Annotated in this window: 26 protein-coding genes; 2 read left to right on the top strand and 24 right to left on the bottom strand. The window is 71.3% G+C overall.

Features of this window, described 5'->3' with window-relative positions:
- Positions 1-54: 54 nt before the first annotated feature.
- A complete protein-coding gene (rpsB, locus tag DN051_RS12180) occupies positions 55-969 on the bottom strand; it encodes a 30S ribosomal protein S2 (RefSeq protein ID WP_053763754.1) in 915 nt (304 codons plus the stop codon).
- Positions 970-1,241: 272 nt separating this feature from the next.
- Between rpsB and DN051_RS12185 the strand changes: the two genes are divergently transcribed.
- Positions 1,242-1,832 (top strand): M23 family metallopeptidase, encoded by a 591-nt coding sequence (locus tag DN051_RS12185; RefSeq protein ID WP_112438692.1) that lies wholly within the window; start codon positions 1,242-1,244, stop codon positions 1,830-1,832.
- Positions 1,833-2,443: 611 nt separating this feature from the next.
- Here DN051_RS12185 and DN051_RS12190 read toward each other — a convergent pair.
- From DN051_RS12190 to proS, 18 genes are all read right to left on the bottom strand, one after another.
- Complete coding sequence (locus tag DN051_RS12190; protein ID WP_053763757.1) at positions 2,444-3,001, bottom strand: TetR/AcrR family transcriptional regulator; 558 nt, start codon at positions 2,999-3,001, stop codon at positions 2,444-2,446.
- Positions 3,002-3,095: 94 nt separating this feature from the next.
- Positions 3,096-3,938, bottom strand: a complete 843-nt coding sequence (whiG, locus tag DN051_RS12195; protein WP_053763758.1) for an RNA polymerase sigma factor WhiG — start codon at positions 3,936-3,938, stop codon at positions 3,096-3,098.
- A gap of 269 nt (positions 3,939-4,207) precedes the next feature.
- Positions 4,208-5,368 carry a DNA-processing protein DprA gene (gene dprA, locus DN051_RS12200; RefSeq protein ID WP_112438693.1) on the bottom strand — a complete coding sequence of 387 codons (1,161 nt, stop codon included), beginning with the start codon at positions 5,366-5,368 and terminating at the stop codon, positions 4,208-4,210.
- Entirely contained in the window at positions 5,365-6,990 is a 1,626-nt protein-coding gene (locus tag DN051_RS12205) for a YifB family Mg chelatase-like AAA ATPase (protein WP_053763759.1), read from the bottom strand. Before DN051_RS12205 ends, dprA begins: the two co-directional genes overlap by 4 nt.
- Position 6,991: 1 nt before the next feature.
- Positions 6,992-7,363: a YraN family protein gene (locus tag DN051_RS12210; RefSeq protein WP_053763760.1), complete on the bottom strand. Its 372-nt coding sequence runs from the start codon at positions 7,361-7,363 to the stop codon at positions 6,992-6,994.
- Between the two features lie 118 nt (positions 7,364-7,481).
- Complete coding sequence (locus DN051_RS12215; RefSeq protein ID WP_003965949.1) at positions 7,482-7,790, bottom strand: DUF2469 domain-containing protein; 309 nt, start codon at positions 7,788-7,790, stop codon at positions 7,482-7,484.
- 56 nt (positions 7,791-7,846) lie between these two features.
- Positions 7,847-8,368 carry an NUDIX hydrolase gene (locus DN051_RS12220; protein ID WP_112438694.1) on the bottom strand — a complete coding sequence of 174 codons (522 nt, stop codon included), beginning with the start codon at positions 8,366-8,368 and terminating at the stop codon, positions 7,847-7,849.
- A 1-nt stretch (position 8,369) separates the two neighbouring features.
- Positions 8,370-9,143 (bottom strand): signal peptidase I, encoded by a 774-nt coding sequence (gene lepB, locus DN051_RS12225; protein ID WP_053763761.1) that lies wholly within the window; start codon positions 9,141-9,143, stop codon positions 8,370-8,372.
- Positions 9,144-9,238: 95 nt separating this feature from the next.
- On the bottom strand, positions 9,239-10,222 hold the full coding sequence (lepB, locus tag DN051_RS12230) for a signal peptidase I (protein WP_079002084.1): 984 nt from the start codon (positions 10,220-10,222) through the stop codon (positions 9,239-9,241).
- On the bottom strand, positions 10,110-11,201 hold the full coding sequence (lepB, locus tag DN051_RS12235; RefSeq protein WP_112438695.1) for a signal peptidase I: 1,092 nt from the start codon (positions 11,199-11,201) through the stop codon (positions 10,110-10,112). Before lepB (DN051_RS12235) ends, lepB (DN051_RS12230) begins: the two co-directional genes overlap by 113 nt.
- Positions 11,194-11,952, bottom strand: a complete 759-nt coding sequence (gene lepB / locus DN051_RS12240; RefSeq protein ID WP_112438696.1) for a signal peptidase I — start codon at positions 11,950-11,952, stop codon at positions 11,194-11,196. Before lepB (DN051_RS12240) ends, lepB (DN051_RS12235) begins: the two co-directional genes overlap by 8 nt.
- Positions 11,953-11,997: 45 nt before the next feature.
- Positions 11,998-12,348, bottom strand: a complete 351-nt coding sequence (gene rplS / locus DN051_RS12245) for a 50S ribosomal protein L19 (RefSeq protein ID WP_030048922.1) — start codon at positions 12,346-12,348, stop codon at positions 11,998-12,000.
- Positions 12,349-12,483: 135 nt separating this feature from the next.
- Positions 12,484-13,317: a tRNA (guanosine(37)-N1)-methyltransferase TrmD gene (gene trmD, locus DN051_RS12250; RefSeq protein ID WP_112438697.1), complete on the bottom strand. Its 834-nt coding sequence runs from the start codon at positions 13,315-13,317 to the stop codon at positions 12,484-12,486.
- Positions 13,317-13,859: a ribosome maturation factor RimM gene (rimM, locus tag DN051_RS12255; protein ID WP_053763766.1), complete on the bottom strand. Its 543-nt coding sequence runs from the start codon at positions 13,857-13,859 to the stop codon at positions 13,317-13,319. Before rimM ends, trmD begins: the two co-directional genes overlap by 1 nt.
- Before the next feature lie 94 nt (positions 13,860-13,953).
- Complete coding sequence (locus tag DN051_RS12260; protein ID WP_003973401.1) at positions 13,954-14,193, bottom strand: RNA-binding protein; 240 nt, start codon at positions 14,191-14,193, stop codon at positions 13,954-13,956.
- A 2-nt stretch (positions 14,194-14,195) separates the two neighbouring features.
- The gene (gene rpsP / locus DN051_RS12265) at positions 14,196-14,618 is read right to left on the bottom strand and encodes a 30S ribosomal protein S16 (protein WP_053763767.1); all 423 of its coding nucleotides are present in this window, start codon (positions 14,616-14,618) and stop codon (positions 14,196-14,198) included.
- Between the two features lie 258 nt (positions 14,619-14,876).
- Complete coding sequence (locus DN051_RS12270; RefSeq protein ID WP_053763768.1) at positions 14,877-15,473, bottom strand: hypothetical protein; 597 nt, start codon at positions 15,471-15,473, stop codon at positions 14,877-14,879.
- Positions 15,474-15,734: 261 nt separating this feature from the next.
- Complete coding sequence (gene proS / locus DN051_RS12275; protein ID WP_112438698.1) at positions 15,735-17,150, bottom strand: proline--tRNA ligase; 1,416 nt, start codon at positions 17,148-17,150, stop codon at positions 15,735-15,737.
- A 198-nt stretch (positions 17,151-17,348) separates the two neighbouring features.
- Here proS and DN051_RS12280 point away from each other — a divergent pair, with 198 nt between their 5' ends.
- Positions 17,349-18,203 carry a type 1 periplasmic-binding domain-containing protein gene (locus DN051_RS12280; protein WP_079000325.1) on the top strand — a complete coding sequence of 285 codons (855 nt, stop codon included), beginning with the start codon at positions 17,349-17,351 and terminating at the stop codon, positions 18,201-18,203.
- A 66-nt stretch (positions 18,204-18,269) separates the two neighbouring features.
- On the opposite strand, the gene ftsH is transcribed toward DN051_RS12280, so the two are convergent.
- The 5 genes from ftsH to DN051_RS12305 form a co-directional block, all read right to left on the bottom strand.
- A complete protein-coding gene (gene ftsH, locus DN051_RS12285; RefSeq protein WP_053756702.1) occupies positions 18,270-20,225 on the bottom strand; it encodes an ATP-dependent zinc metalloprotease FtsH in 1,956 nt (651 codons plus the stop codon).
- A gap of 127 nt (positions 20,226-20,352) precedes the next feature.
- A complete protein-coding gene (gene ffh, locus DN051_RS12290) occupies positions 20,353-21,903 on the bottom strand; it encodes a signal recognition particle protein (protein WP_112438699.1) in 1,551 nt (516 codons plus the stop codon).
- An 81-nt stretch (positions 21,904-21,984) separates the two neighbouring features.
- Positions 21,985-24,483, bottom strand: a complete 2,499-nt coding sequence (locus DN051_RS12295; RefSeq protein WP_053756700.1) for a [protein-PII] uridylyltransferase — start codon at positions 24,481-24,483, stop codon at positions 21,985-21,987.
- Positions 24,484-24,506: 23 nt separating this feature from the next.
- Positions 24,507-24,845, bottom strand: coding sequence for a P-II family nitrogen regulator (locus DN051_RS12300; RefSeq protein WP_003997576.1), 339 nt, complete (start codon positions 24,843-24,845; stop codon positions 24,507-24,509).
- The gene (locus tag DN051_RS12305) at positions 24,842-26,182 is read right to left on the bottom strand and encodes an ammonium transporter (RefSeq protein WP_053756699.1); all 1,341 of its coding nucleotides are present in this window, start codon (positions 26,180-26,182) and stop codon (positions 24,842-24,844) included. The genes DN051_RS12300 and DN051_RS12305 overlap by 4 nt, the downstream gene beginning before the upstream one ends.
- Positions 26,183-26,352 lie beyond the last annotated feature (170 nt).

Genomic DNA, 26,352 nt, shown 5'->3' on the forward strand with positions numbered 1-26,352 from the left:
AACGGCGGGAGCGGACTTCATGTCACCGCTCCCGCCGTCAACGCTGACGGACGGTCAGGCCTGCTCGCCCTCGGCGGCCGGGGCGTCGGCAGCCGGAGCCTCGGCGACCGGAGCGTCGGCAGCGGGCGCCTCGGCGGCCGGAGCCTCGGCGGCGTCCGCGGCGGGGGCGTCCGCGGCAGGGGCCTCCTCGGCCTTCTTCTCACCCTCGAGCAGGTCGCGCTCCCACTCGGCGAGCGGCTCGCCCGCGGCCTTCTCGCCCTTGTCACCGGTGGCGACGCCGGAACGGGCGATGAGGCCCTCGGCGACGGCGTCGGCGATCACACGGGTGAGCAGGGTGACGGAGCGGATCGCGTCGTCGTTGCCCGGGATCTTGTAGTCGACCTCGTCGGGGTCGCAGTTGGTGTCGAGGATGGCGACGACCGGGATGTTGAGCTTCCGGGCCTCGCCGACCGCGATGTGCTCCTTCTTGGTGTCCACGATCCAGACGGCGCTGGGCACCTTCTGCATCTCGCGGATACCACCGAGGGTCTTCTCGAGCTTGGCCTTCTCGCGGGAGAGGACCAGCAGCTCCTTCTTGGTCAGACCGGAAGCGGCGACGTCCTCGAAGTCGATCTGCTCGAGCTCCTTGAGGCGCTGCAGACGCTTGTAGACGGTGGAGAAGTTGGTGAGCATGCCGCCCAGCCAGCGCTGGTTGACGTAGGGCATGCCGACGCGGGTGGCCTGCTCGGCGATGGCCTCCTGCGCCTGCTTCTTCGTACCGACGAACATGACCGTGCCACCGTGGGCGACGGTCTCCTTGACGAACTCGTAGGCGCGGTCGATGTACGACAGCGACTGGAGCAGGTCGATGATGTAGATGCCGTTGCGCTCGGTGAAGATGAAGCGCTTCATCTTCGGGTTCCAGCGACGGGTCTGGTGACCGAAGTGGACGCCGCTTTCCAGCAGCTCCCGCATCGTGACGACGGCCATGGCCGTTCTCCTTGAATTTCTCGGTTGTGCCGCGGATGCCGGACGGCTCCCGCGCCTGACGCCCACGTGCGCCGTGCCACTGAGGGACCGAGGGGCGCTGACACGAACCGTTGCCGGACTCGTATCGGGGCGTGCGAAGTCGACCCGGTGGCCCGGGTCGCCACCAGAAGTGTACGGGACCCGCGGGGTCCCGGGTGACGCCGCTGTCCACAACCGGGGAGTGGTCCACAGGGTCCGGCCGTGATCGAACGGGGTGCGGGACGGTTTTCCGCATGCGAGCGATGCGATGCACCCGAGTGATCCCGGCGTTGCCGCTGGGCGTGGCACTGGCGGTCCTGTCCCCTGCGGCCGGGGCGGACACCGCGCCGGCCGCAGGGCCCGCCGCCCCGGACGCACCGGTTCCGGCGATCGGCCGCGTCTGGCCGGTCGGCGTACGCCCGACCGTGCTTCGCGGCTGGGAGCCCCCGGCGAGCCGATACGGCCGCGGCCACCGCGGGGTGGATCTCGCGGCGCCGGCCGGGACCCCGGTGCGCGCGGTCGCGGCGGGCCGGGTGTCGTTCGCGGGCAGAGTGGCCGGCAACGGCACCGTGTCGGTGGAGCTGCGCGATTCGGGTGTTCCTCCGCTGCGCACGACGTACCAGCCGGTCCGCCCGTCCGTGGCGAAGGGGGCCGTGGTTGAGGCCGGTGCGGTGGTGGGCACCGTGGAGCCCGCGGGCTCCCACTGCGCGGCCACCTGCGTGCACTGGGGCCTGCTGAGGGGCCCGACGTACCTGGACCCGCTGTCCCTCCTGCCACCCGAACTGCTGCGCCGACCACCGTCCCGGCTGCTCCCGGTACTCGGCGTGCCCCCGCCAGAGGCGTAGCCCGGGCAGCCCCGGTCCGGGCAGACGTTCCCGGACGGCCGGTGCCCTTGCTTCCGCGGTCCCCGGGGGCGCGGTGCGAGGGCATCGGGTACGTGGATGGTCTGGCGCCCCGGCGGCGGCCCACGGGGCGCGGTACGGGAGCCTCGGGTACGCAAACGGCCAGGCCCTCCGGCGGCGATCCACGAGGGGCGCGGTACGGACGGGGCTCGGGTACGCAGACGGCGCCGACGGTCGGACACCCCGGCGCGGGCCGGAGTCGGAGCCGAAGTTCAGGCATGCGGACGGGACGCCGCGGCCGACCGGAGTCCACCCGTCCGCACCGACCGACCTCCGCCCGTCAACGGCCCGTGCCGCCTGCCACCCGCCCGGAGGACGGTCGGCCGACAGGGTCGGACGACGCGCCGGGCGAAACGGTCCGGGTCAGCCGACCGGGCCAGGCGACGGTGTGGGTCGGGCGACGGGCAAGTGACGGCCTGGGGCCGCCGGTCAGGTCAGCCGACAGCCAGCCGGTCAGGTCGGCCGAACGCCAGCCGTTGAGGTCGGCCGAACGCCAGCCGTTGAGGTCGCCGACGATAATCAGTCCTTGAGGTCAGTCGACGGTCCACCGGTTGTCAACCGCGAACGCCGCGCAGCGCCATCCCCACCGCCGCCTCCGTCACGACCGACGGCTCCTCCGCCGCCCCCAGCTCGATCCGGCGCACCGCCGAGTCGACGACCCCTTGCAGCAGCATCGCCGCGAGCCGGGGCTCCTTGTGCCCCATGCCCCCCAGGGCATCGACGATCATCGAGATCAGCCCGCCGTGCGCCGCCCGGATCTTCTCCCGCGCGCCCGCATCCAGCTCGCTCGCGGAGATCGCCACCACGGCCCGGTGGCGCCGGTCCCCGACCAGCTCGAGTTGCTTGCGCACATACGCCTCGACCTTGGCCTCCGGCTCGCCGACCCGCTCCATGGCGGCCGACACCTCCGCCGCCCAGACCGGGAAGTCGACCTCGCACAGCTCCTCGACCACGGCGGCCCGTGACCGGAAGTACTCGTACACGGACGACCGCGCGAGCCCCGTCCGCTCGGCGAGGGCGGGGAAGGTCAGCGCCTCCGTCCCACCCTCGGACAGCAGGGAACGGGCCGCGTCCAGCAGGGCGGCTCGCTGCATCGACCGGTGCTCGGCCACGGAGGCCGCTCGAATCCTTGGCACGTCGTCCACTTTACGGACGGACCACGGCGAGCGGGAGTGAATCGCGTCGCCTTGCAGTCGTCCGGCCAGGTCAACGCCCGAAGCCCGCAAGTTTGGCGCGCAGCTGGAGCACGGACTTGGTGTGGATCTGGCTGACGCGACTTTCGGTCACCCCGAGCACATTGCCAATCTCGGCCAGGGTGAGGCCCTCGTAGTAGTACAGCGTGACCACGGTCTTCTCCCGCTCGGGCAGCGTGTTGATCGCCCGTGCCAGGAACCGGCGCAGCTCCCGGTCCTCGGCCACCTCCACCGGATTGTCGGCGGCGGTGTCCTCCAGCGTGTCCATGAAGCTGAGACCGTCGCCGTCCTCACCGCCGACATGCAGCAGCTCCTCCAGCGCCACGACGTTGGCCAGCGACAACTGGCTGAACACGGCGTGGAGTTCGTCGATCGCGATGCCCAGCTCGGCGGCCACCTCCCCCTCGGACGGCGTCCGCCGCAGCCGTGCCTCCAGCGTCGCGTACGCCCGCTCCACGTTGCGCGCCTTCTGCCGCACGGACCGCGGGATCCAGTCCAGCGCCCGGAGCTCGTCGATCATCGCGCCGCGGATCCGAGTGATCGCGTACGTCTCGAACTTGATCTCCCGGTCGATGTCGAACTTCTCGATCGCGTCGATCAGACCGAAGACCCCGGACGACACGAAGTCCGCCTGTTCGACGTTGGGCGGCAGCCCCACGCTCACCCGGCCGGCCACGTACTTCACGAGCGGTGAGTAGTGCAGGATCAGCTGCTCCCGCAGCCGCTCGTCCCCCGTCGCCTTGTACGACCGCCACAGCTCGTCGAGCGTCGAGGGAGCGGGGGGCCGCACGCTGCCACCGTCACGGGCGGCTGGGGGGATCGCCGCCCGGTCGGACCCGGAGGTGTGCTGGGGCATTCGTCGCCTTGTGCCGTTCTGCCGTGAAGGGTGGCGCCTGGGTGAGTGTCGGTCTGCTGTCGAGTTGTCGGTCTGCGTCGGAATCCTCGTGAGCGTAGCGTGACTGAAGAGTCGCGGTGTGCGAAGGGCGGTGCACAACCCGCACGGAGATACGTTCCGCCGAACCACAGGCCGGGCCATGGCGGTCGCTCTCCGTGATCGCCATGACCCGCCAACTGCGGGCTTTCCCAAGGGTGTCGGGGTTACCTCGGACGGCCGAACACACACCGTCAACATCGTTTCGGAACGCCTCGAACGGAGATCACGGCCTGGCGTGTCAACTTCCAGCCATCGCCGTGTCGTTCGACGTAACCAAGTGCTCTCAGTTCGTACAGTCTCGCGATGGCGGCGTCCTCCGTGGTCGGGGTGGAGCGCGCGATCTCCTCGGCCGTCGCGGCGCGGCGGGCGGGCAGCGCGGCCAGGACACTGCGGACGTCGGGCGCGAGCAGATCCCGCGGCAGCACCGGTCCGCGCCGGTCCGGTGCCAGCTCCCCGATACCGCCCACCAGCTCCACGACTTCCGCGGCGTCGGTGATGAGGGTGGCCTCCCCGCGCAGCAGTTCGTGCACGCCGGCGGACAGCCCGCTGGTGGTGGGGCCGGGCACTCCCATCGTGTGACGTCCCAATCGCTGTGCGGCACGTGCCGTGACGAGTGAGCCGCTCCGGTGGGCGGCCTCGATGACGACCGTCCCCCGGGTGAGTGCGGCGATCACTCGGTTCCTGACGATGAACCGGCTGGGCGTCGGATGATCACCGGGCGGCAGTTCGCCGACCAGCAGTCCCTGCTCCGCGATTCTGTTGATCAACCGGGCGTGGCCCCGCGGATAGGGCCGGTCCAGGCCGCAGGCGAGCACGGCGACGGTGGCACCGCCCGCGCCGAGCGCACCGCGGTGCGCGGCACCGTCCACGCCGTACGCACCGCCGGAGACCACCACCCAGCCGCGCTCGGCGAGCCCCGCGGCGAGGGTGGCCGCCATGTGTGCCCCGTACTCGGTGCAGGCACGGGCGCCGACGACGGCGACGGACCTCAGCGCCCACATCCGCAGGCTGGGCCGCCCGCCCACCCACAGCCCCAGCGGCCTGGCGTCCCCCAGGTCGTCGAGCTGCCCCGGCCACTCCGCCGCCCCCGGGCACACGAAGCGCACTCCTGCCTCGCGCGCGACGGCGAGATCCCGCTCCGGCTCCGCCCGCCCGGCACGGGCTCGGAGCCCCGCCCACCGCTGGTCCCCCACTCCGGGCAGGGGAGCGCCGTCCTCCCGCAGCCGCCGGACCACCTCCGCGAGCCCGAACTCCCGCACCCACCGCCCCGTCGTCTCGTCGCCGGGCTCGACGACCCGGGAGAGGAAGACCCGGGCCAGCAACTCCTCGTCCGGACCGCCGCCGACGCTCATGCCGGCGCCCCGATGGCCATCGGCACCCCGCGCGGTACCCCGGTGCGCAGTTGCAGCGCCAGGGCGACGTCCGTCGCGTCCGGCCGGTCGTGTCCCGCGAGGTCCGCGACGGTCCAGGCGACCCGCAGCACTCTGTCGATCCCCCGTGCCGTCAGCACACCGCGCTCCAGATTGCGCTCCGCCTCGTCCATGGCGCCCGCGGCGGCGTGCCAGCGGCTGCGCAGTTCCCGGCCGGGCACTTCGCCGTTGGTCCGCCAGGGCGTGCCCGCCAGCCGCACCGCCGCCCGCTCCCGGGCCCCGCGCACCCGGTCGGCGACCGTCGCCGTGGACTCACCGCGCGCACCGTGTCCGGTCAGCGCGGTGCGGGCGACGCGGTCCACTTCCACTCTCAGGTCGACCCGGTCCAGAAGCGGTCCCGACAGCCGGGCCTGGTAGCGGCGGATCGCGGACGGCGGGCACTCGCACCGGGCGTCGGTCTGCGAGAAGTGACCGCACGGACAGGGGTTCGCGGCGAGCACCATCAGGAACCTGGCGGGGAACCGCACGACACCGGCGCTGCGGGCGATCACGACGTGCCCGGCCTCCAGGGGCTGCCGCAGCGCGTCCAGGGCCTTGCCGCTGAACTCCGGCGCCTCGTCGAGGAAGAGCACCCCTCGGTGGGCCAGCGACACCGCGCCGGGGCGCGCGACCCCCGGGCCGCCGCCGACCAGGGCCTGCATGGTGGCCGAGTGGTGCGGCGCGCAGTAGGGGGCGGCGTCGATCAGCGGCTTGCCCGGCGGCAGCAGCCCCGCCACGGAGTGCACGGCCGTGACCTCCAGCGCCTCCTCGCGGCCGAGGCGGGGCAGGACCGCGGGCAGCCGCTCCGCGAGCATCGTCTTGCCCGCCCCCGGCGGCCCCTCCAGGAACAGGTGGTGACCGCCGGCCGCGGCGACCTGCACCGCGGTCCTGGCCGACATCTGGCCGACGACATCGGCGAGGTCGTGGTCCTGGTCGTACTGGGCGGCGCCGAAGCTGTGCAGGCCGGTGGCCGCGCCGGTGCCGGGGACCCGCAGTCCGGCGAGCAGCGGGTCGGGGCGTCCCGGCTCGTCCGGTTCCTCGTCGGGCACCGCCTCGTCCGCCAGCACGGCGATCAGCTGCCGCAGACTGCGCACACCGAGCACGGACACCCCGGGCACCAGCGTGGCCTCGGCGGCGGCGCACTCGGGGACCACGACCTGCTCGTAGCCGGCGTCGGCGGCGGCCAGCACGGCCGGCAGGGTGCCGCGCACCGGCCGGACCCGTCCGTCCAGGCCCAGCTCTCCGATCATCACGATGTCGGCGAGCACCCGCGGGTCGATCCGCTCGCAGGCGCCCAGCACCGCGCAGGCGACGGCCAGGTCGAACCCGCTGCCCGCCTTGGGCACGGACGCCGGGCTGAGTCCGACGGTGAGTTTCTTCTGCGGCCACTCGGCGCCCGAGTTCACCACCGCGGCCCGGACCCGGTCACGGCTCTCGGTCAGGCTCTTGTCCGGTAATCCCACCAGCGTGAACGCGGCGACACCCGGTTCGAGGTCGGCCTGCACCTCGACGACCACGCCCTCGACGCCGACCAGGGCGACGGAGCACGTGCGTGCGAAGCCCATCTCAGGCCACCCCCCGCGCGTGCTCGACCACGGGCGCGCCCCGGGCGGGCAGCACGATTCCGACGAGGTCGATGCGCACACCGCCGGGCGGTGCCCCTCCGTGCTCCTGCACCCAGCGTTGAGCCAGGTCACGCAGGCGCTCGGCCTTGACCGGCGTGACCGCCGACATCGGATGCTCGTACGGACCGGGCCCGCGGGTCTTGACCTCGCAGACGACGAGGACGTCGCCGTCCCGCGCCACGATGTCGATCTCGCCGGTCCTGCCGCAGCGCCAGTTGCGCGCCAGGACCGTCATGCCCGCCTCGACCAGCCGCCGCGCGGCCAGGTCCTCGCCGTACGCGCCGAGCGCCCTGCGTGCCAGATGTGTGTTCATGGTCGGCACCACCTCCGGCGCCAACCGTCACGCATTCGCCCGCGGCTGTTGGATCTTGGTGGGCTACTCGCCGGTTGTGGACAACCCCGTCACCCACACGAATGAAGGAGGTCGGCGATCACCCGCCCGGCAGCTCCAGATCGCTCTTGTTCAGCTCCTCAATGTTCACGTCCTTGAATGTGAGGACGCGGACCTGCTTCACGAACCGGGCCGGCCGGTACATGTCCCACACCCAGGCGTCCGCCATCGACACCTCGAAGAACACCTCTCCCTGAACCGAGTGCACCTGCATCTCGTAGTCATTGGTGAGGTAGAAACGCCGCTCGGTCTCGATCACGTATTTGAACAGACCGACGACATCGCGGTACTCCCGGTAGAGCTTGAGCTCCATCTCGGTCTCGTACTTTTCGAGGTCCTCGGCGCTCATGGCATGTTCCCCTTCAGCCGTGCGATCCCACCATTGTGCGCCAGTCCCACGAGCCTCTAGACGATTTCGGTGTCAAGGATCTGCGGCCTGGCGGGGGGACCTTCGTCGAGCAGCCTGCGCAGCAACTCGGCGAGTCTGGTCGGATACACCGTCTCATGCGCCTCGCTCAGTTCCTGACACGTCCACCACCGCGCACCCACGACGCTGCGGCGCTCCAGTTCGGTGAGGCCGACGGCCTCGGTAGCCGTCTGGTCCGTACGGGCCAGGTAGTACCACTCGTCCTGATCCCAGCGTCGCCCCGCGAACGGGAACGAGCACATCCGCCGCCACAGCACCGGGCCCAGTTCCACGGCCGTGATGCCGGTCTCCTCCGCGAGTTCCCGCAGGGCGGCCTCCTCGCGGGTCTCCTCGCCCTCCAGGCCGCCGCCCGGGGTGAACCACCAGTCGTCGGAGGGATCGTCCGGTTCGTGGCCGTGCAGCAGCAGGATCCGGTCCCGCGGGTCGAGCAGCACGACCCGGGCCACCTTGCGCATCTCGCCGCCCAGGGCTCCGACGGAGCCCCCTTCCGCGTCCGTCATCTCAGCGGGCACCGGTGGGCTCCGTCCGCGGGCGGCCGCGGCGCGCGGCGCGCTGGGCGAGCGGTCCGTAGGCGGCGCCTCCGAGCACCAGCACCGCGCCGGCGACGATCAGGGCGCCCATGGTGCGCAGCGGGCCCGGCTCGGACAGACCGCCGAGCGCCTCGAAACCGGTGGGGCGCTCCAGCATTCCGTCCATGGGCCATACGACGGCGTCCACGCGCGCGGACACCGCACCGCGCGCGACCGTACCGCCGGCGGCGTCCGTCAGGTGGGCGGTGGAGTCCAGCGAGCCGTGCCGCTCGTCGCCGAGCAGGAACAGCCGGCCCTCGGGCACGTCGACGGTCGGGAAGTTCGCGACCTCGGCGGCCTGCCCGTCGGGCAGATACGGTTCGTCGATCTGCTTGCCGTTGACCGTCAGCTTGCCGTCCCGGCAGCAGGAGACGGTGTCCCCGCCGATCGCGACGACCCGCTTGAGCATCGGCGCGTTGCCCCAGGTCGCGTCCTTGAAGACGACTACGTCGCCGCGGCGCACCTCACTGCCGTCCACCCGTTCGGCCAGCACGCGGTCGCCGACGCCGATCGTGGGCGACATGGAGCTGGTGGGCACGGTGTACGGGCGGTAGACCACCGCCGCCCAGGCGAATCCGCCCAGGAAAAGGAAGAGGCCCAGCGCGACCGCCAGTCCGGACAACCGCTGTCCGGTCCGGCCGCCCGCCGGGCCACTGCTCGTCCCACCGCCGTGCGGGGCCGTCCGTGTCGCGCTCTCGCCACCCATGGATCCGCACCCTACCCGGGGTACCTGACCGGGTCAGCCCTTACGATCCGGCCGAGGTCACAGTTCCACCAGGGCTTCACGAAGCCCCGGACGGATCAGCGGGTCTCCTCGACCGTGATCCGGCGGCGGCGCCACAGGGCCACCGGCACGACCCCGGCGAGCGCCACGGCGTTCGGGGCTGCGGTCAGCGCGGCGGCGGCGGACGACCGGTCGTTCAGCCCGGCCTGGTCGAAGGTGTCCGGGACGGGGAGCGTGCCCCAGCGGTTGATCGGCCAGGCCTTGACGATGGCGCGTCCGACGACCTTCTCCACCGGGACCATGCCCTTGTTGGCGTCGCCCTGGTTGTAGCGGGAGTCCCGGGAGTTCTGACGGTGGTCGCCCATGACCCAGATGAAGCCCTCGGGGACCTTCACCTTGAACTGGCCGCCCTGGTCGTCGACGCTGCACGGCGTGTTGCCGGGGTAGACGTACGACGCCTCGTTGAGCGCCTTGCCGTTGACCTTCACCGGGCCCGTGCCCTTGCACTCCACCGTGTCGCCGCCGACGCCGATGACCCGCTTGATGAGGTCCTTCTCCTCCGCGGACGGCATCAGACCGATCCAGCTGAGGACGGTCTGGAACGCGTTCGGGTTCACCGTCGGCTCCCCGGCCAGCCAGTTGTCCGGGTCGTGGAAGACGACGACCTCGCCGCGGTCCGGCTCGGAACCGAACCACGGCGTCAGCTTGTCGACGAGAACGCGGTCGCCCTCCTGGAGGGTGTTCTGCATCGAGTCGGAGGGGATCGAGAACGCCTGCACCAGGAACGTCTTGATCAGCAGCGCCAGCACCAGCGCGATACCGATCAGGATCGGCAGCTCCTTCCAGAAGGAGCGCTGCTTCTTCGGCTGCTCGGGTTCGGGGCCGCCCGGCCCCTGCGTCCCGGCCCCTGCGTACCCGTTCGTCACCCTGCCGTCCTCGGCTGCTGTGTCACTCCCTGTGGGAGGGACGTCGTCCGGCGCCGTGGGGGCTGCGTCCACCGGGCGTCCGCGGTGCTCCTCGCCGTCGTGTCCGGACCGTGCGCCAACCGCCACATCCCCCACGCCAACTCCTTACTCTGTGCCGCTGCCTGCCCCATGCACGGCGCAGGCCCACCACTCCCATAACGAGCGGGAGTTCCGCAGGGCTCGGGAGGTGGATCGTTGCGTTCGGATCGTCGGGGGCAACCCTATGCGACGTCACGGGGGCCGCGGTCGACCCGGACGTCGAGTCGACGACGGAAGCATAGGTATTGGGTTCGTCGAGGGTGGTCCAGTGGCCGAGCGGCCAGGCGATGACGACGGCGCGGCCCACCACTTCGTCCTCGGAGACGGTGCCGCCGTAGTCGGTGTCCTGGTGGGAGCGGGAGTCCGCCGAGTTGGACCGGTGGTCGCCCATCACCCACAGCCGGCCCTCGGGCACGGTGATGTCGAAGTCCATGGCCGACGGTTCGTTGCCCGGGTAGAGGTAGTCCTCGACCAGGGGTACGCCGTTGACCGTGACCCGCCCCTGCGCGTCACAGCATTTGACGCGGTCGCCGCCCACGCCGACCACCCGCTTGATCAGGTCCTTCTCGTTCTCCGAGGGCAGCAGGCCGATGAAGGTGAGACCGTCCTTGACCTGCTTGACGACGATCGGGTCGTCCTTCTTCTGGGTGGGCTGCTCGTCCTGGAGCCAGCCGCCGGGGTCCTTGAAGACGACGACGTCGCCGCGCTGCGGCCGGGAGCCGAACCAGGGGGTGAGCTTGTCGACCAGGACGCGGTCGCCGATCTGGATCGTCTGCTCCATGGAGCCCGACGGGATCACGAAGGCCTGCACGAGGAAGGTCTTCAGTACGAGGGCGATGAGGACGGCCACGCCGACGAGGAGCGGTATCTCCTTGATCGCCGAACGGCGCCGCCGGCGCTTGACCTTGCGCTGGAGCTTGCGCCGCTCCGCACGGGTGCGCCCGTCGGACCCGCCGGTGGCGCGCCGGATGCCGGTGGGCAGCAGGTTGTCGGCGGCGCTGGTGGGGGCACCGCGCGGTTTGCCGCGGTTACCCATGGGCACCGTCCGCCGGATCCGACCCGCCGGCCGCCGGGGCGGTGCCGCCCGGCGCTGCGGGCACGCGCGCATAGACGTCGGGGCGGTGCAGGCGGGTGAGGTGGCCGACGGGCCAGACGATCCAGTCCGCCCGGCCGATCACCTTGCGGACGGGCACCATGCCGCCGCCCGGTGAGCCCAGATGGTCGCGGGAGTCGCTGGAGGCACTGCGGTGGTCGCCGAGGACGAAGAGGGCGCCGTCCGGCACGACGACGTCGAAAGGCACTGTGGACGCGCTGTCCCCGGGGTACAGGAATGTCGACTCGTCGACCGACCGGCCGTTCACCCGGAGCCTCCCGTCCTTGTCACAGCAGACCACGTGATCTCTTCCCACGCCCACGACCCGTTTGATGTAGTCGGCGTCCCCGAAGTATCCGCTGCCGTCGAACACGACCACATCACCGCGTCGCGGCCCAGCATCGAAACGGTACGCCAACTTGTTTACGAGAACGCGGTCGCCGATCCTCAATCCGCGCTCCATGGAACCGCTCGGGATCTGGAACGGCTGGAGCACGAACGTGTTGAGCAGCAGCAGAAACACCAGGCAGACCAGCGTGGTCAGGGTGATCCGGCCGCCCGGGACGTACTCGGCGACGCGCGACACCAACGCGAAACGCGACCGTTCCTCCGGCCCCTGCGTGTCCGGGATCTCACCGGATCCGGAAGGGCGGGAGGAGCGGTCGCGCTCCGTCGTCTGTGCTTCGGTGTCCATCGGGGCCAGATGTTATCCGGCCCCGATCGAACGCCGGAAAAGCGCTCAGTTCTCGCGCTTCTCCTTGATCTTCGCCGCCTTGCCGCGCAGGTCGCGCAGGTAGTACAGCTTGGCGCGACGGACGTCACCGCGGGTGACGAGCTCGATCTTCTCCACGATCGGGGTGTGCACCGGGAAGGTGCGCTCGACGCCGACGGAGAAGGAGACCTTGCGGACCGTGAAGGTCTCGCGCACGCCGGCGCCCTGGCGACGGATCACCACGCCCTTGAACTGCTGCACACGGGAGCGGTTGCCCTCGATGACGCGGACGTGGACGTTGACCGTGTCGCCCGGACGGAAGGCCGGAACGTCGCTGCGCAGCGACGCGGCGTCGACGGAGTCGAGCAGGTGAGACATTTCGTCTGCTTTCTTCGCTGATGCCACAGGTCATCAACGGAAACTAGGTTTTCCTGGATGAGCGCTGCGCGGTTCGGGGCGGGCGTCGTGTCCCCCTGTGGCAGGGGCGCACGCCGGACGACGCACAACAGCGGGCTATTCTTCCACGCCCGCCGCCCGGCGCCAAAATCGGCCGTGCGGCTGCCCCTCGGGATCCGGTTCCCAGCCGAGGATGGAGAGCATCTCGCGGTCCTTCTTGTCGAAGGCCTTGGGGTCGCAGCGCTCGATGAGGTCGGGCCGGTGGGCCGTCGTCCGCGCCAGGGCCTCGTCGCGGCGCCACCGGGCGATCTTGCCGTGATGGCCGCTGAGCAGCACGTCCGGGATCTCCCGGCCGCGCCACCGGGGCGGCTTGGTGTAGACGGGACCCTCCAGCAGGGAGGCCATGGCGCCGGGGGCGAAGGAGTCGTCCCGGTGGGACTCGGCGTTGCCGAGGACACCGGGCAGCAGCCGGGCGACGGCCTCCGTGACCACCAGTACGGCCGCCTCGCCGCCGGCGAGGACGTAGTCGCCGATGGACACCTCGAAGACGGGCATCCGGGTGGCGTACTCGTCGACGACCCGCCGGTCGATGCCCTCGTAGCGCGCGGGCGTGAAGATCAGCCAGGGGCACTCGGAGAACTCGACGGCGAGTTCCTGGGTGAAGGGACGGCCGCTGGGGGTCGGTACGACCAGGGCCGGCCGGTGCGAACCGCTCTCGTAGCCGTCGGCGAGGACGGAGTCGAGCGCGTCGCCCCAGGGGTCGGTCTTCATGACCATGCCGGGGCCGCCGCCGTAGGGGGTGTCGTCGACCGTGTTGTGCCGGTCGTACGTCCACTCGCGCAGATCGTGCACATGGACGTTCAGCCGGCCACGCGCGCGTGCCTTGCCCACCAGGGAGACGTTCAGCGGGTCCAGATATTCGGGGAAGATCGTGACGACGTCGATGCGCATCAGGACTCGTCCCTCGACGAGGCGATCTCCGCTCGGTCGTCGATCAGGCCGGGCGGCGGGTCGACGACCGCCCGCTGCTCCGCCAGGTCGATCTCGGTGACGATCTCCTCGACGAACGGGATCATCACCTCGCTGCCGTCGGGGCGTTCGACGATGAAGAGGTCCTGCGAGGCCAGGTGCGAGATCTCGGTGATCCGGCCGATCTCGGTACCGTCCACCGTGACGACGTCGAGGTCGATCAGCTGGTGGTCGTAGTACTCGTCCTCGTCCTCGGGCATCTCGTCCGGGTCGACGTCGGCGATCAGGAGGGTGTTGCGCAGCGCCTCGGCACCGGTGCGGTCCAGCACGCCCGCGAAGCGCAGCAGGAGCCGGCCGCTGTGCACCCGGCCCGACTCGATGGTCAGCGGTCCGACGGAGGCCGGGTCGGTGGTCAGGACGGCACCGGGGCCGAGCCGCAGCTCCGGCTCGTCGGTGCGCACCTCGACGGTGACCTCGCCCTTGATGCCGTGGGCGCGGCCGATCCGTGCGACTACCAGCTGCACTTGTCTCGTTCTCCTGTTCTGCGACTGTCGTGAACGACCGCGGGCCGGGGACGGCCCATCGGCCCTCCCCGGCCCGAGCCGGTACTGCTTTGCGTCAGCGGACGTGGTCCACGTCGACCAGGTCGACTCGGACTCCGCGGCCGCCGATGGCGCCCACGACGGTGCGCAGGGCGCGTGCGGTGCGGCCGTTGCGGCCGATCACCTTGCCGAGGTCGTCGGGGTGCACCCGGACCTCGAGTACACGCCCGCGACGCAGGTTGCGCGAAGCGACCTGCACATCGTCAGGGTTGTCGACGATGCCCTTCACGAGGTGCTCGAGAGCCTCCTCGAGCATGCTCAGGCCTCGGTCGACTCAGAGGACTCGGCCGCGGCCTCGTCCTTCTTCTCGGCCTTCTTCTTCTGGGTGATCGCCTCACCCTTGCCCTCGTCGTCGCCGCCGAGAGCCTCGAAGGACGGACGCGCGGCCTTCGGCTGCGCGACGAGCAGCGGCGCCGGGGCGGGCTCGCCCTTGAACTTCTGCCAGTCGCCGGTCTTCTTGAGAATGGCGAGCACGGGCTCGGTCGGCTGGGCGCCGACACCGAGCCAGTACGCCACACGCTCGGCGTCGACCTCGATCACCGACGGGTTGTACGTCGGGTGGTACTTGCCGATCTCCTCGATCGCACGGCCGTCACGGCGGGTGCGGGAGTCGGCGACGACGATGCGGTAGTGAGGCGAACGGATCTTGCCCAGACGCTTCAGCTTGATCTTGACTGCCACGGGAGTGGGTTCTCCTGGTTTTGACGTGGTTGGGCACGGCGAGAGTTGCCGCGTGGGGTTGCGGTACCCGAGTGCCCGACGGACGCGTCAGCCGGAGGAGAGAGGGGTCCTGTGCGGCTGTCGAGTGCAGCCGCCCATTCTGCCACACCGTGCGGACCGGCACCGACCGAGGGTGCCGGCGGGCACGACTGAGCGGCATCCGGCGCCGGGAGTCCGGCATCGGATGCCGGGACACGGCTGCCACGAGCAGCCGCGTCCTCAGCTCGCCGCCGCGCCCACGACCTCCGGGATGCGGAACGGCTTGCCGCACCCGCCGCACATGATCGGCGCCTGGGCCAGCACCGACGGAACGACCCGCACATTGCGGCCGCAGTCGCACACCGCCTTGACCCGGACGCCGCCGCCGGAGGAACCGTGCCGCGCCGCCGGACCCCGGAAGGTACGGGAGGTGTCGGCGGAGGTGGCGGCGGTGTGGGCGGTCAGGGCCCGCTGGAGGCGGTCGATCGTCGGGCGGTAGCGCCGTTTCGCCTCGGGGTTGAGGGTGACCAGGGAGAAGCCGCTGCTGGGATGCGGCTCCTCGGGGTGGTCCAGGCCCATCTCCTCGGCGATCGCGAGGAATCTGCGGTTGTGGTAGCGGCCGGCGCGGGAGGTGTCGCGGACGCCGCGGGCGGCCGCGATGCCGTGGACTGCCTCATGGAGCAGCCGTTCGAAGGAGAGCTCGTGTCCGCAGGCGGACGACGACTCCCCGATCAGGGATTCGGGCGCGGCAAGGTCCGGCAGCTCGGGGTGGTACCGCTGAATATCGGCCCACGCCTGTGCCAGCTCTGCGGCGAGAACAGGTGGTGTCGTGCTCACGTAATGACAACGAGCCGGAGTCCCCCGGTGTTCCTATTCCGGGGCATCCCAAATAATTTGCACGTACCCGTCAGTTGCCGCTGATGCGACCTGACGAGGGCGGGTGCGCTGATCTGCGGAGAAGCCTCGCAGCTCCTACCAAGCCGGTACGTAGGCTGACGTACGACCCGGCGCGTAGACGATGTCCGCGCGCCGGGGTAGGTGTGGTCCGCGCATGCGCAAGAGGCGTTTCGGTCGCGATTCTTCCGGAAGGGCCCTGTCTCAGTAAGCGCGCGCGACGATCGCGACGTTACCGGGTGCGTCGTCGGTGTCCGGCACCGACCCGTCCCCGGCGACCAGACACCGTACGGTCACGGCGTGCTCGGCCAGCTTGACCTCGCCTTCTTCGCCGAGGCTCGCCCAGGGGATGCGCGCCCAGCCGCCGGCGGCCGTCGCCTCGACGGCTTCCTCGATCGTCGTCACGTCGACGGTGCGGGACTCGCGGCGCTCGCGGGACTGGGTCAGCAGCAGCGCCTGGTCCTCCTCGAGGATCGCGGGGAGCATCCCCGGGAGCGCGTCGAGGGCCACGGGTTCCTTGCCGCCCGGGATGCGGCGGACCAGCATCGCCGAGTTGTTCTCCAGGTCACGGGGGCCGACCTCGATCCGTACGGGGACGCCCTTCAGCTCCCAGTCGACGGCGCGGCGTCCGAACGGGGTGTCCGTGCGGTCGTCGACGCGGACCCGGACCCCGGCCGCGGCGAGCCGGTCGCCGATCTCGCGGACCTTGGCCAGAACCGCGTCGTCGCCCTTGATCGCGAGGACGACCGCCTGGACGGGGGCGAGCCGCGGCGGCACCCGCAGCCCGTTGTCATCTCCGTGAGTCATCACCAGGGCGCCGATCATGCGGGTCGTGGACCCCCAGGACGTCTGCCAGACGAGTTCCTGCTTGCCTTCCTTGGACAGGTACCGGGTGTTGAACGCCTTGGCGAAGTTCTGGCCGAGTTCGTGGCTGGTGGCCATCTGGAGGGCCTTGCCGTCCCCCATCATGCCTTCGAGCGTGAGGGTGTTGATCGCGCCCGCGAAGCGCTCCTTGACGGTCTTGCGGCCGGCGACGGTGTCCATGGCGAGGACATCGACCATGAAGTCCTCGTACACCTTGCGGTGGATGTGCGCGGCGAAGTCGCGGGCCTCGTCCTGGGTGGCGTGCGCGGTGTGGCCCTCCTGCCAGAGAAACTCGGTGGTGCGCAGGAAGAGGCGGGGTCGCAGTTCCCAACGGACGACGTTCGCCCACTGGTTGATCAGCAGGGGCAGGTCCCGGTAGCTCTGCACCCACTTCGAGAAGTAGTCGTTGACGATCATCTCGGAGGTGGGGCGCACCACGGCGGGCTCTTCGAGCTCCTTGCCGCCGCCGTGCGTGACGACCGCAAGTTCGGGGGCGAAGCCCTCGACGTGCTCGGCCTCCCTGGTGAAGTACGACTGCGGGATCAGCAGCGGGAAGTACGCGTTCTGGGCGCCCGCCTCCTTGATCCGGGCGTCCATCTCCTGCTGCATCCGCTCCCACAGCCCGTACCCGTACGGTCGGATCACCATGGTGCCGCGCACCGGCCCGTTGTCGGCCAGTTCGGCCTTGTTGATCAGATCCTGGTACCAGCGCGGGAAGTCGATGTCCCGCGGGGTGAGAACGGGTGCCTTTGCCATGGCGAGATGGTACGGGCACAGATTGCCGGAATGTGAATTCTCGCCACTCGTGAGGGCACCCCTCAAGCGGGGCTCCGCGACCCCTGGACGCGGTCGCGAGCCCGGAGTTTCCTGGCATACGGGGGGAGGCCGAGCGTACGTCACGGGGGCGATGGAAACGGGCACAGAAACAACTCTCTGCGGATTGGGGCGCTTTCGATGACACCTACGCTCGTGCGGCAGCACCAGCCTCACGCGGGGCCCTCGCCCCATGTGGACCTCGCTGCACGCGCGCGTGACTGGTCGGAGATCCAGGAGCGGATGCTCGTACCGCTCCACGAGGCGGTCTACCGGCGACTGGACGTGGGCCCCGGCACCCGGCTGCTGGGCCTCGGCTGCGGTTCCGGGCTGGCGCTGCTGATCGCCGCCTCCCGGGGCGCGTCGGTCACGGGCGTCGAGCCGTCCTCCCCCGAGCGACTGGCCCTCGCCCGCGAGCGCCTGTTCCCGGAGTCGCCGGTCTCCCGCGCGCGTGCCGACACCCGGCTCGTCGACCAGGCCCCCGGCGCGGCCGTGGACGGTGCGGCTCGCTTCACCCTGGTGACCGCCTTCGAACCCATCGGATGTCTCGCGGGCGACGCGGAGGGGCTCGGTGATCTGCTGGCGGCCGCGGTGCCGCTCGCGGAGCGCGGGGCTCCCGTGGTGCTGACCGGCTGGGGGCCGCCCGAGCGCTGCGCGACGTCGTCCGTGCTGCGGGTGGCGGCGAAGCTGGCGGATCCGCTGCACGGCGCGGGCCGCCCGCGGCCGGCGCTGCGCGACGACCTGGAGGAGGTCGCGCAGCGGGCGGGGCTGCGGCCCGACGGCTCGGGGCGGGTGGCGTGCCCCTTCGGGTACGCCGACCTGGACAGCGCGGTGCGCGGACTGCTGTCGACGGGGCTGTTCGACGCGGCGATCGCGGCGACCGATCAGGAGCAGGTCGACAAGGAGATGGCGGAGGCGCTGCACCCGCACCGCCGCCCGGACGGCACGGTGTGGATGCCGAACGTGTTCCGCTACCTGATCGCGCGAACGCCCTGACCTGGCCCGGCGCACGGCGCAGCCGCCGGCCGGGCGAGGCGGGCCGGGCGGCGCGGGGCCGGGCGGCTAACTCTGCTCGGGCTCGTCCGGTTCGAGTTTCGTCAGCCGTGAGACACCGGCGATCCGGTACGCGTCGGCCTCCTCCAGCGTCTCGCGTTCGAGCAGCGCCTGGGCGAGCGCGTCGAGTTGCCGGCGGTGGTCGCGCAGCTTGCGGCACGCCTCCTCGTAGCACTCGTCGACGATCCGCCGCATCTCGCCGTCGATCACGTCCAGTGTCTGCGGTGCCGCGGACAGACCGTACGCCTGCTGGGCGTCACCGGGCAGCGCGGACAGCCGGCCCACCTGGCTGCTCATGCCCCAGCGCGCGACCATCCCGCGGGCGATGCTGGTGACCTGTTCCAGGTCGCTCTCGGAACCGGTGGTGATCACGTCGTAGACGACGTGTTCGGCGGCCATGCCGCCGAGCGCGCCGATGATCCGGCCGCGCAGGTACTGCTCGGTGTACGCGTACTTGTCCGACTCCGGCGTCGACAGCGTCACCCCGAGCGCCCGGCCGCGCGGCACGATGGTGATCTTGCGGACCGGGTCGGCGCCGGGCTGGAGCATGCCCAGCAGGGCGTGGCCGCTCTCGTGGTAGGCGGTGCGGCGGCGCTCCTCCTGGGGCATGACCAGGGCGCGTTCGGCACCGAGCTGGACCTTCTCCAGCGCCTCCGAGAGGTCGCTCTGCGTGACGTTGTCCTGGCCCCGCTTGACCGCGAGGAGGGCGGCCTCGTTGGCCAGGTTGGCCAGCTCAGCGCCGGTCATGCCCGGAGTCGTACGGGCCACCCGGGCGAGGTCCACGTCCGGGGCGAGCGGGATCTCCCGGGTGTGGATCCGCAGGATGGCCTCGCGACCGCCCCGGTCCGGGGGCGAGACGCTGACCGTCCGGTCGAAACGGCCGGGGCGGGTCAGCGCGGGGTCCAGGACGTCCGCGCGGTTGGTCGCGGCGACCACGACCACGCCCTCCGAGCCGGAGAAGCCGTCCATCTCGGTCAGGATCTGGTTCAGGGTCTGCTCGCGCTCGTCGTGGCCGCCGACGGAGGCACCGGCGCCGCGGGCCCGGCCGATCGTGTCGATCTCGTCGATGAAGATGATGGACGGGGCCACCTTGCGGGCCTCGGCGAACAGCTCACGCACCCGGGAGGCGCCCACACCGACGATCATCTCGATGAACTCGGAGGCGGACGCGGAGAAGAACGGCACCCCCGCCTCCCCGGCCACCGCCCGCGCGAGCAGCGTCTTCCCGGTGCCGGGCGGCCCCGAGAGCAGCACGCCGCGCGGCATCTTGGCGCCCATCCTGCGGTAGGCGTCCGGATTCTTCAGGAAGTCGACGACGTCGCTGAGCTCGCCCTCGACCTCGTCGATGCCCGCCACGTCCGCGAAGGTCGTGCGCTCCTGTCCCGCCTCCAGCGCGACCGGTTTGGGCGGCTCCCTGCGCCCGAACATGCCGCCCGGCCCGCCGAGCCCCGTCCGCATCCGCCGCGCGATGAAGATCCACAGCACCACGAGCAGCAGGATCGGCGCCAGCGAGAGCAGCAGATTGACCAGCACACTGCGCTGCTGGACGACCGGCTCGGCCGTCACGGTGACGTTGTTCCGGGTCAGATCCGCCCAGAGCTGGTCGTCGGCGAACTCGGGCCGCTGGGTCTTGAACTTGGTGTAGGTGCCCTCGCCCGCGGGGTTGTCCTGGGCCTTCTTCAGCTGGCCCTGGATCGCGTCGCCCTTGGAGTAGATCTTGCTGACGTTGCCCTCGTCGACCTGCTTGCTGAACTCGGTGTACGAGATCGTCGGCTCGTCACCGCTGCCGAGGTACGACAGCGCGATGTTGGCGATCAGGAAAACGATCAGCGCGGTGACGGCCAGGGTCCACCAGCCGCCGCGTATTCGCCGCTTGCCCGGTGGCGGCTTCGGCGGTTCGTCGGGCGTCCCCTCGCTGCGCCAGGGCTGCTCGGGCGACTTGCGCGGAGGAGCAGGGTTGGTCATATCGGGACGTTACGACACACCGGGCTCCCCAGCATGTGCGCGAACGGCGCCGGGGGCGCCCTCACGGTCGAGGGCGCCCCCGGCGCCGTAGGTCGGCAGTACCGCTGCCGTGCTCCCCGGGGAGCGGTCAGCCCATGAACTTCTTGAACTCGTCCGGCAGCTCGAAGTCCTGCGCGCCCTGCTGCGGCAGGCCGAAAGCGCCCGGGTTCTGGGCGGCGGCGGCACGCCGGGCGGCCTCCTCCTGCTCCTGCTGCTTGCGCTTCATCGGGTTGCCGGAGCGCTGCTTGCCCTTGGCTTTCTTCGGCTGCTTCTTCGACCGGCCCGGACCGCCACCCATGCCGGGCATCCCAGGCATTCCCGGCATTCCGCCGCCCTGGGCCATGCGGGACATCATCTTGCGCGCCTCGAAGAACCGCTCGACGAGCCCCTTCACCGCGCTGACGTCGACACCCGAACCCTTGGCGATACGGGCCCGCCGGGAGCCGTTGATGATCGTCGGGTCCTGGCGCTCGCCCGGGGTCATCGACTTGATGATCGCGGCGGTGCGGTCGACGTCCCGCTCGTCGAGGTTGTTGATCTGGTCCTTGATCTGGCCCATGCCCGGCAGCATGCCGAGCAGCTTGGAGATGGAGCCCATCTTCCTGACCTGCTCCATCTGGGCCAGGAAGTCGTCCAGGGTGAAGTCCTGGCCCTTCTTCGACGCCAGCTTGGAGGCCATCTTCTCGGCCTCTTCCTGGCTGAACGTCTTCTCCGCCTGCTCGATCAGGGTGAGCAGGTCACCCATGTCGAGGATGCGGGAGGCCATCCGGTCCGGGTGGAAGGCGTCGAAGTCGTCGAGCTTCTCGCCGTTCGAGGCGAACATGATCGGCTTACCGGTGATCTGCCGGATCGACAGGGCCGCACCACCGCGGGCGTCACCGTCGAGCTTGGACAGCACCACACCGTCGAAACCGACGCCGTCGCGGAAGGCCTCGGCGGTGTTCACCGCGTCCTGGCCGATCATCGCGTCGACGACGAAGAGGATCTCGTCCGGCGAGACCGCGTCCCGGATGTCCGCGGCCTGCTGCATCATCTCCTGGTCGATGCCCAGGCGGCCGGCGGTGTCGACGATCACGATGTCGTGGACCTTGGACCGGGCGAAGTCGATGGAGTCCCTGGCGACCGCGACCGGGTCACCGACGCCGTTGCCCGGCTCGGGCGCGTAGACCGCGACACCGGCCCGCTCGGCGACGACGCTGAGCTGGTTGACCGCGTTCGGGCGCTGGAGGTCGGCGGCGACGAGCAGCGGCGAGTGGCCCTGCTCCTTGAGCCAGAAGCCGAGCTTGCCCGCGAGCGTGGTCTTACCCGCGCCCTGGAGACCCGCCAGCATGATCACGGTGGGCGGCTGCTTGGCGAACCGCAGCCGCCGGGTCTCGCCGCCGAGGATCGTGACGAGCTCGTCGTTCACGATCTTCAGGACCTGCTGGGCCGGGTTCAGCGCCTTGGAGACATCGGCGCCGAGGGCACGCTCCTTGACGTTCTTGATGAAGCTCCGGACGACCGGCAGCGCCACGTCCGCCTCGAGCAGCGCGATACGGATCTCGCGCGCGGTGGCGTCGATGTCCGCCTCGGAGAGCCGTCCCTTGCCGCGCAGGTTCTTGAAAGTCGCTGAGAGGCGATCGGAGAGAGTATCGAACACGGCGCTCGCGGTCCTCGGGGTCGGTGACGGGCGGATGAATCGCCCTCCAGGGTATCCCGGCTCCACGAGTCCGGGTCATGCTCATCCCCGCAAGGCCTCCTCCAGCTTGCGCGCCACGGCCGCGGCGTCCTCGCCCGGCAGGGGCGCGCCCTCGGGCCCGGTGACGTAGAAGGCGTCCACCGCGTTCGCGCCGAGGGTGCTGGCATGGGCGCTGCGCACCCGTACGCCGGCGTCCTCCAGGGCCCGCCCGATCCGGAAGAGCAGTCCCGGGGCGTCCTGGGCACGCACCTCGATCACCGTGGCGTGACGGGAGGCGGCGGAGGCGACGGTGACCCGCGGCGGCGGCGCGACCACACCCCGGCGGCGCGGGTAGGCGGCGTCGCGCTCGGCGAGGCGGCCCGCGATGTCCAGGGACCCGTCGAGGGCGCGTACGAGGTCGGCGCGCAGCCGGACGGCCTGCGGCAGGGAGCCGTACTCGGCGGCCACCCGCCAGTCGAGCAGCAGCACCGCGCCCTCGACGCCGTCCGGCAGCTCCAGGGCGCGCAGCTCGGCCGTGCGGACCGTCAGCCGGTGCATGGCGAGGACACCGGCCACCGCGGGCAGCACCCCGGGCTGGTCCGGTACGGCGATCAGGAGCTCGACGCCGAGCGGTTCCGGGTCCGCGGCCGGCTGGTCCTGGGCCGGCGGCTCGGTCTGGGCCCGCAGCGCGAGGACGGGGCCGCCGGTGGCGACCGCCTCGATCGCGAGCCGCTCCTGCTCGGCGGTGGGGGCGGCCTCGGGTTCGTCGAGGAAGTCCCCGGACAGGACGCCCGAGACCCTTTTGACCAGGTCGGCGACGAGTGAGCCGCGCCACGACGACCATGCGGCCGGGCCGGTGGCCAGCGCGTCGGCCTCGGTCAGCGCGTGCAGCAGCTCCAGGGTGCTCTGCGAACCGACCGCCTCGGCGACCGCCCGGACGGTGGCCGGGTCCTCCAGGTCGCGCCGGGTGGCGGTCTCGACGAGCAGCAGATGGTGCCGGACGAGTGCGGCGAGCACCGCCACGTCCGAGCGGTCGAAGCCGATCCGGGCCGCCACGTCGCGGGCGATGATCTCGCCCGCCACCGAGTGGTCACCGGGCCAGCCCTTGCCGATGTCGTGCAGCAGCGCGGCGACCAGCAGCAGGTCGGGGCGGCTGACCCGGCGGGTGAACTCGGAGGCGCGCACCGCGGTCTCGATCAGATGCCGGTCGACGGTCCAGATGTGCACCGCGTTGCGCTGCGGCCGGCAGCGCACCCGCTCCCAGTCGGGCAGCAGGCGGGTGATCAGGCCCTCCGCCTCCAGTGCCTCCCAGACCTCGATCGTGGGGCGGCCGGAGCCGAGCAGGGTCACGAGCTGTTCGCGCGCCTCGGCGGGCCAGGGCGTCGGCAGCGGGCGCACCGCGCCGGCCAGCCGCCGTACCGCGTGCAGCGAGAGCGGCAGGCCCGCCTGTGCCGCCGCGGCGGCGGCACGCAGGGGCAGCACGGGGTCGCGCTCGGGGCGTGCGGCCCGGGCGAGCACCACCTCGCCGTCCTGCTCCACCACGCCCTCCGCCAGCGGTGACCGCTCGGCGACCGGTTTCCCGCCGCCGAGCATGGCGCGCAGCCGCGGCCGCACGGCCCGCGACCGCAGCACCCGTCCCACCTCGCGCCAGGTGACATCACTGGCGTACGCGATGACCCGGGCCGCCTCGTACACCTGCCGCAGCAGGGTGTCGGCGTCGAGCAGGCCCAGCTCGGCGGCTACCTGGTCCTGCTCCTGGAGCGCGAGCCGGTCCGTGGCGCGCCCGGTGGCCAGGTGCAGGGCGTCACGGACGTCGAGCAGCCGGCGCCGGGCGTCGTCGAGGCCTTCGCGCGGGGCGTCGGCCAGCCAGGAGGCGGCGACGGCGCGCAGCGCGGTGGCGTCCCGGAGACCGCCGCGGGCCTCCTTGAGGTCGGGTTCCAGCAGGTACTGCAGCTCGCCCTGGCGTTCGGCGCGCTCTGCGCACAGCTCCTGGAGTTCCGGCAGGCGTTTGGGCGCCTGGTTGCGCCAGTCGGCGAGGACGGCACTGCGCAGACCGGCGGTGAGGCCGAGGTCACCGGCCAGATGCCGGGCGTCGAGCAGGCCGAGCTGGACCTTGAGGTCCTCGCCGGCCGTCCGGCGCGCCTCGGCCGGTGTGCGGACCGAGTGGTCGAGGGAGAGGCCGAGGTCCCAGACGGGGTACCAGAGGCGGTCGGCGAGCGCGGCGACGGCCGCGGGGTCGCCGCCGTCGTGCAGCAGGAGCAGGTCGAGGTCGCTGCGCGGGGACAGCTCACCGCGGCCGTAGCCGCCGACCGCGACGAGGGACACCCCGCGCGGTGCGCCCTCCCGGGCCCCGTCGGCGTCCTTGCGGGACTGCGGACCCGCTGCCCCGTCCCGTGCCCCGGCGCCGAAGAGTCCGGCCAGCCAATCGTCCGTCAGGCCGGACAGGGCGGAACGGCGCGGCGGCCCGGACCGCGCCCCCTCGGTGAGGAGGCGCAGCCGGGCCGCCGCGTAGCCGCTGGGTCCCGAGTGCTCTGCTTCCGTACCTTCGCGCGTGCTCGTCACCCAGCGACTCCTGTTCCTCGGTGTCAGAGCGCGTCCGGACCGCGCTCGCCGGTCCGGACGCGGACGGCCGTCTCGACCGGGAGCGACCAGACCTTGCCGTCACCGATCTTGCCGGTGCGGGCGGCCTTCACGATCACGTCGATCAGCTGCTCGGCGTCGTCGTCCTCGGCCAGCACCTCGATACGGATCTTGGGGACCAGGTCGACGGTGTACTCGGCGCCGCGGTAGACCTCGGTGTGACCCCTCTGACGACCGTAACCGCTCGCCTCGGTGACCGTCAGTCCGTGGACTCCGAAGGCCTGAAGGGCCTCCTTGATCTCGTCGAGCCGGTGCGGCTTGACGACGGCGGTGATGAGCTTCATGCGTCCACCTTCTTGCTCGCAGCGTCGGTGACCGGGGCGGTGGCCGCGGTCCGCGCGGCGCCGCCGCCGGCACCGCTGAAGTCGTATGCGGTCTCGGCGTGCTCCGCCTGGTCGATACCGGCCACCTCCTCGTCCTCGGAGACCCGCATGCCGATGGTCTTGTCGAGGAGGAAGGCGAGGATCGCGGAGACGACCAGCGAGTAGGCCAGGACCGCGAAGACACCGGCGCACTGCTTCCAGAACTGGTCCAGGCCGCCGCCGTAGAAGAGGCCCTTGACCTCGGACTGGCCCTTGCCGCTGGCGAAGAAGCCGACCAGCAGCGAGCCGATGACACCGCCGACGAGGTGGACACCGACGACGTCCAGGGAGTCGTCGTAGCCGAACTTGTACTTCAGGCCGACGGCCATGGCGCACAGGACACCGGCGACCGCGCCGACGGCGATCGCGCCGACCGGGGAGACCGCGCCACCGGACGGGGTGATGGCGACCAGACCGGCGACCGCGCCGGAGGCGGCGCCCAGCGTGGTGAACGCGCCGTGGCGGATCTTCTCGTAGATCAGCCAGGCCAGCATGGCGGCGGCGGTGGCGACCTGCGTGTTGACGAACATCAGCGCGCCGACGCCGTCGTCGTTGCCGAGCCAGGAGCCGGCGTTGAAGCCGAACCAGCCGAACCACAGCAGACCGGCGCCGAGCATGACCAGCGGCAGGCTGTGCGGGCGCATCGGGTCCTTCTTGAAGCCGATGCGCTTGCCGATGACAAGGATCACGCCGAGCGCCGCGGCACCGGCGTTGATGTGCACCGCCGTACCGCCGGCGAAGTCGATCACACCGAGCTCGAACGCCCAGCCGCCCGCGCCCCAGACCCAGTGGGCGACCGGGAAGTAGACGACGGTGGCCCACAGCGCGACGAACAGCGCCCACGCCGTGAACTTCACGCGGTCCGCGAGGGCACCGCTGATCAGGGCGGGTGTGATGATCGCGAACATCAGCTGGAAGACCAGGAAGACGAAGATCGGGATGGTGTAGCCGTCCCACAGGTCCGTCAGGCCGATGCCGCTGAGGCCGACCCAGTCGGAGTTCCAGCCGATGAGGCTGCCGGAGTCCGTGCCGAACGCCATGGAGAAGCCGTACAGCACCCACAGGATGGTGACGATCCCCAGACTGATGAAGCTCATCATCAGCATGTTCAGGGTGCTCTTGACCCGGACCATGCCTCCGTAGAAGAAGGCGAGGCCCGGTGTCATGAGCATCACCAGAGCGGAACAGATGAGCATGAAGCCTGTGTTCGCGGACGACAGCGTCGGTGCGTCCGCCGCAAGCGTGATGGCTGGTGCCATCGGCGTCTCCTCGTCGTTGGATACGGCCCCGTGCGGGCGAAGCCTTGGAGCGGTCATGAGGGGTGGGCCGGTTATGCGCCATGAGATTGGCGCAGCGCCGTTTCGGTGGAAGCCCCTCGTTGTTTCGCGGCGGTGACGAAGGCGCCGTGCGTGTTACGCGTCGATGAACT

Source organism: Streptomyces cadmiisoli, from assembly GCF_003261055.1.
Lineage (GTDB): Bacteria > Actinomycetota > Actinomycetes > Streptomycetales > Streptomycetaceae > Streptomyces > Streptomyces cadmiisoli.

Coding starts and splice junctions, on each gene's coding strand:
- rpsB (WP_053763754.1), bottom strand. CDS start 969: ATGGCCGTCGTCACGATGCGGGAGCTGCTGGAAAGCGGCGTCCACTTC.
- DN051_RS12185 (WP_112438692.1), top strand. CDS start 1,242: ATGCGAGCGATGCGATGCACCCGAGTGATCCCGGCGTTGCCGCTGGGC.
- whiG (WP_053763758.1), bottom strand. CDS start 3,938: ATGCCCCAGCACACCTCCGGGTCCGACCGGGCGGCGATCCCCCCAGCC.
- dprA (WP_112438693.1), bottom strand. CDS start 5,368: ATGAGCGTCGGCGGCGGTCCGGACGAGGAGTTGCTGGCCCGGGTCTTC.
- DN051_RS12205 (WP_053763759.1), bottom strand. CDS start 6,990: ATGGGCTTCGCACGCACGTGCTCCGTCGCCCTGGTCGGCGTCGAGGGC.
- DN051_RS12210 (WP_053763760.1), bottom strand. CDS start 7,363: ATGAACACACATCTGGCACGCAGGGCGCTCGGCGCGTACGGCGAGGAC.
- DN051_RS12215 (WP_003965949.1), bottom strand. CDS start 7,790: ATGAGCGCCGAGGACCTCGAAAAGTACGAGACCGAGATGGAGCTCAAG.
- DN051_RS12220 (WP_112438694.1), bottom strand. CDS start 8,368: ATGACGGACGCGGAAGGGGGCTCCGTCGGAGCCCTGGGCGGCGAGATG.
- lepB (WP_053763761.1), bottom strand. CDS start 9,143: ATGGGTGGCGAGAGCGCGACACGGACGGCCCCGCACGGCGGTGGGACG.
- lepB (WP_112438695.1), bottom strand. CDS start 11,201: ATGGGTAACCGCGGCAAACCGCGCGGTGCCCCCACCAGCGCCGCCGAC.
- lepB (WP_112438696.1), bottom strand. CDS start 11,952: ATGGACACCGAAGCACAGACGACGGAGCGCGACCGCTCCTCCCGCCCT.
- rplS (WP_030048922.1), bottom strand. CDS start 12,348: ATGTCTCACCTGCTCGACTCCGTCGACGCCGCGTCGCTGCGCAGCGAC.
- trmD (WP_112438697.1), bottom strand. CDS start 13,317: ATGCGCATCGACGTCGTCACGATCTTCCCCGAATATCTGGACCCGCTG.
- DN051_RS12260 (WP_003973401.1), bottom strand. CDS start 14,193: ATGCTCGAGGAGGCTCTCGAGCACCTCGTGAAGGGCATCGTCGACAAC.
- proS (WP_112438698.1), bottom strand. CDS start 17,150: ATGGCAAAGGCACCCGTTCTCACCCCGCGGGACATCGACTTCCCGCGC.
- DN051_RS12280 (WP_079000325.1), top strand. CDS start 17,349: ATGACACCTACGCTCGTGCGGCAGCACCAGCCTCACGCGGGGCCCTCG.
- ftsH (WP_053756702.1), bottom strand. CDS start 20,225: ATGACCAACCCTGCTCCTCCGCGCAAGTCGCCCGAGCAGCCCTGGCGC.
- DN051_RS12300 (WP_003997576.1), bottom strand. CDS start 24,845: ATGAAGCTCATCACCGCCGTCGTCAAGCCGCACCGGCTCGACGAGATC.
- DN051_RS12305 (WP_053756699.1), bottom strand. CDS start 26,182: ATGGCACCAGCCATCACGCTTGCGGCGGACGCACCGACGCTGTCGTCC.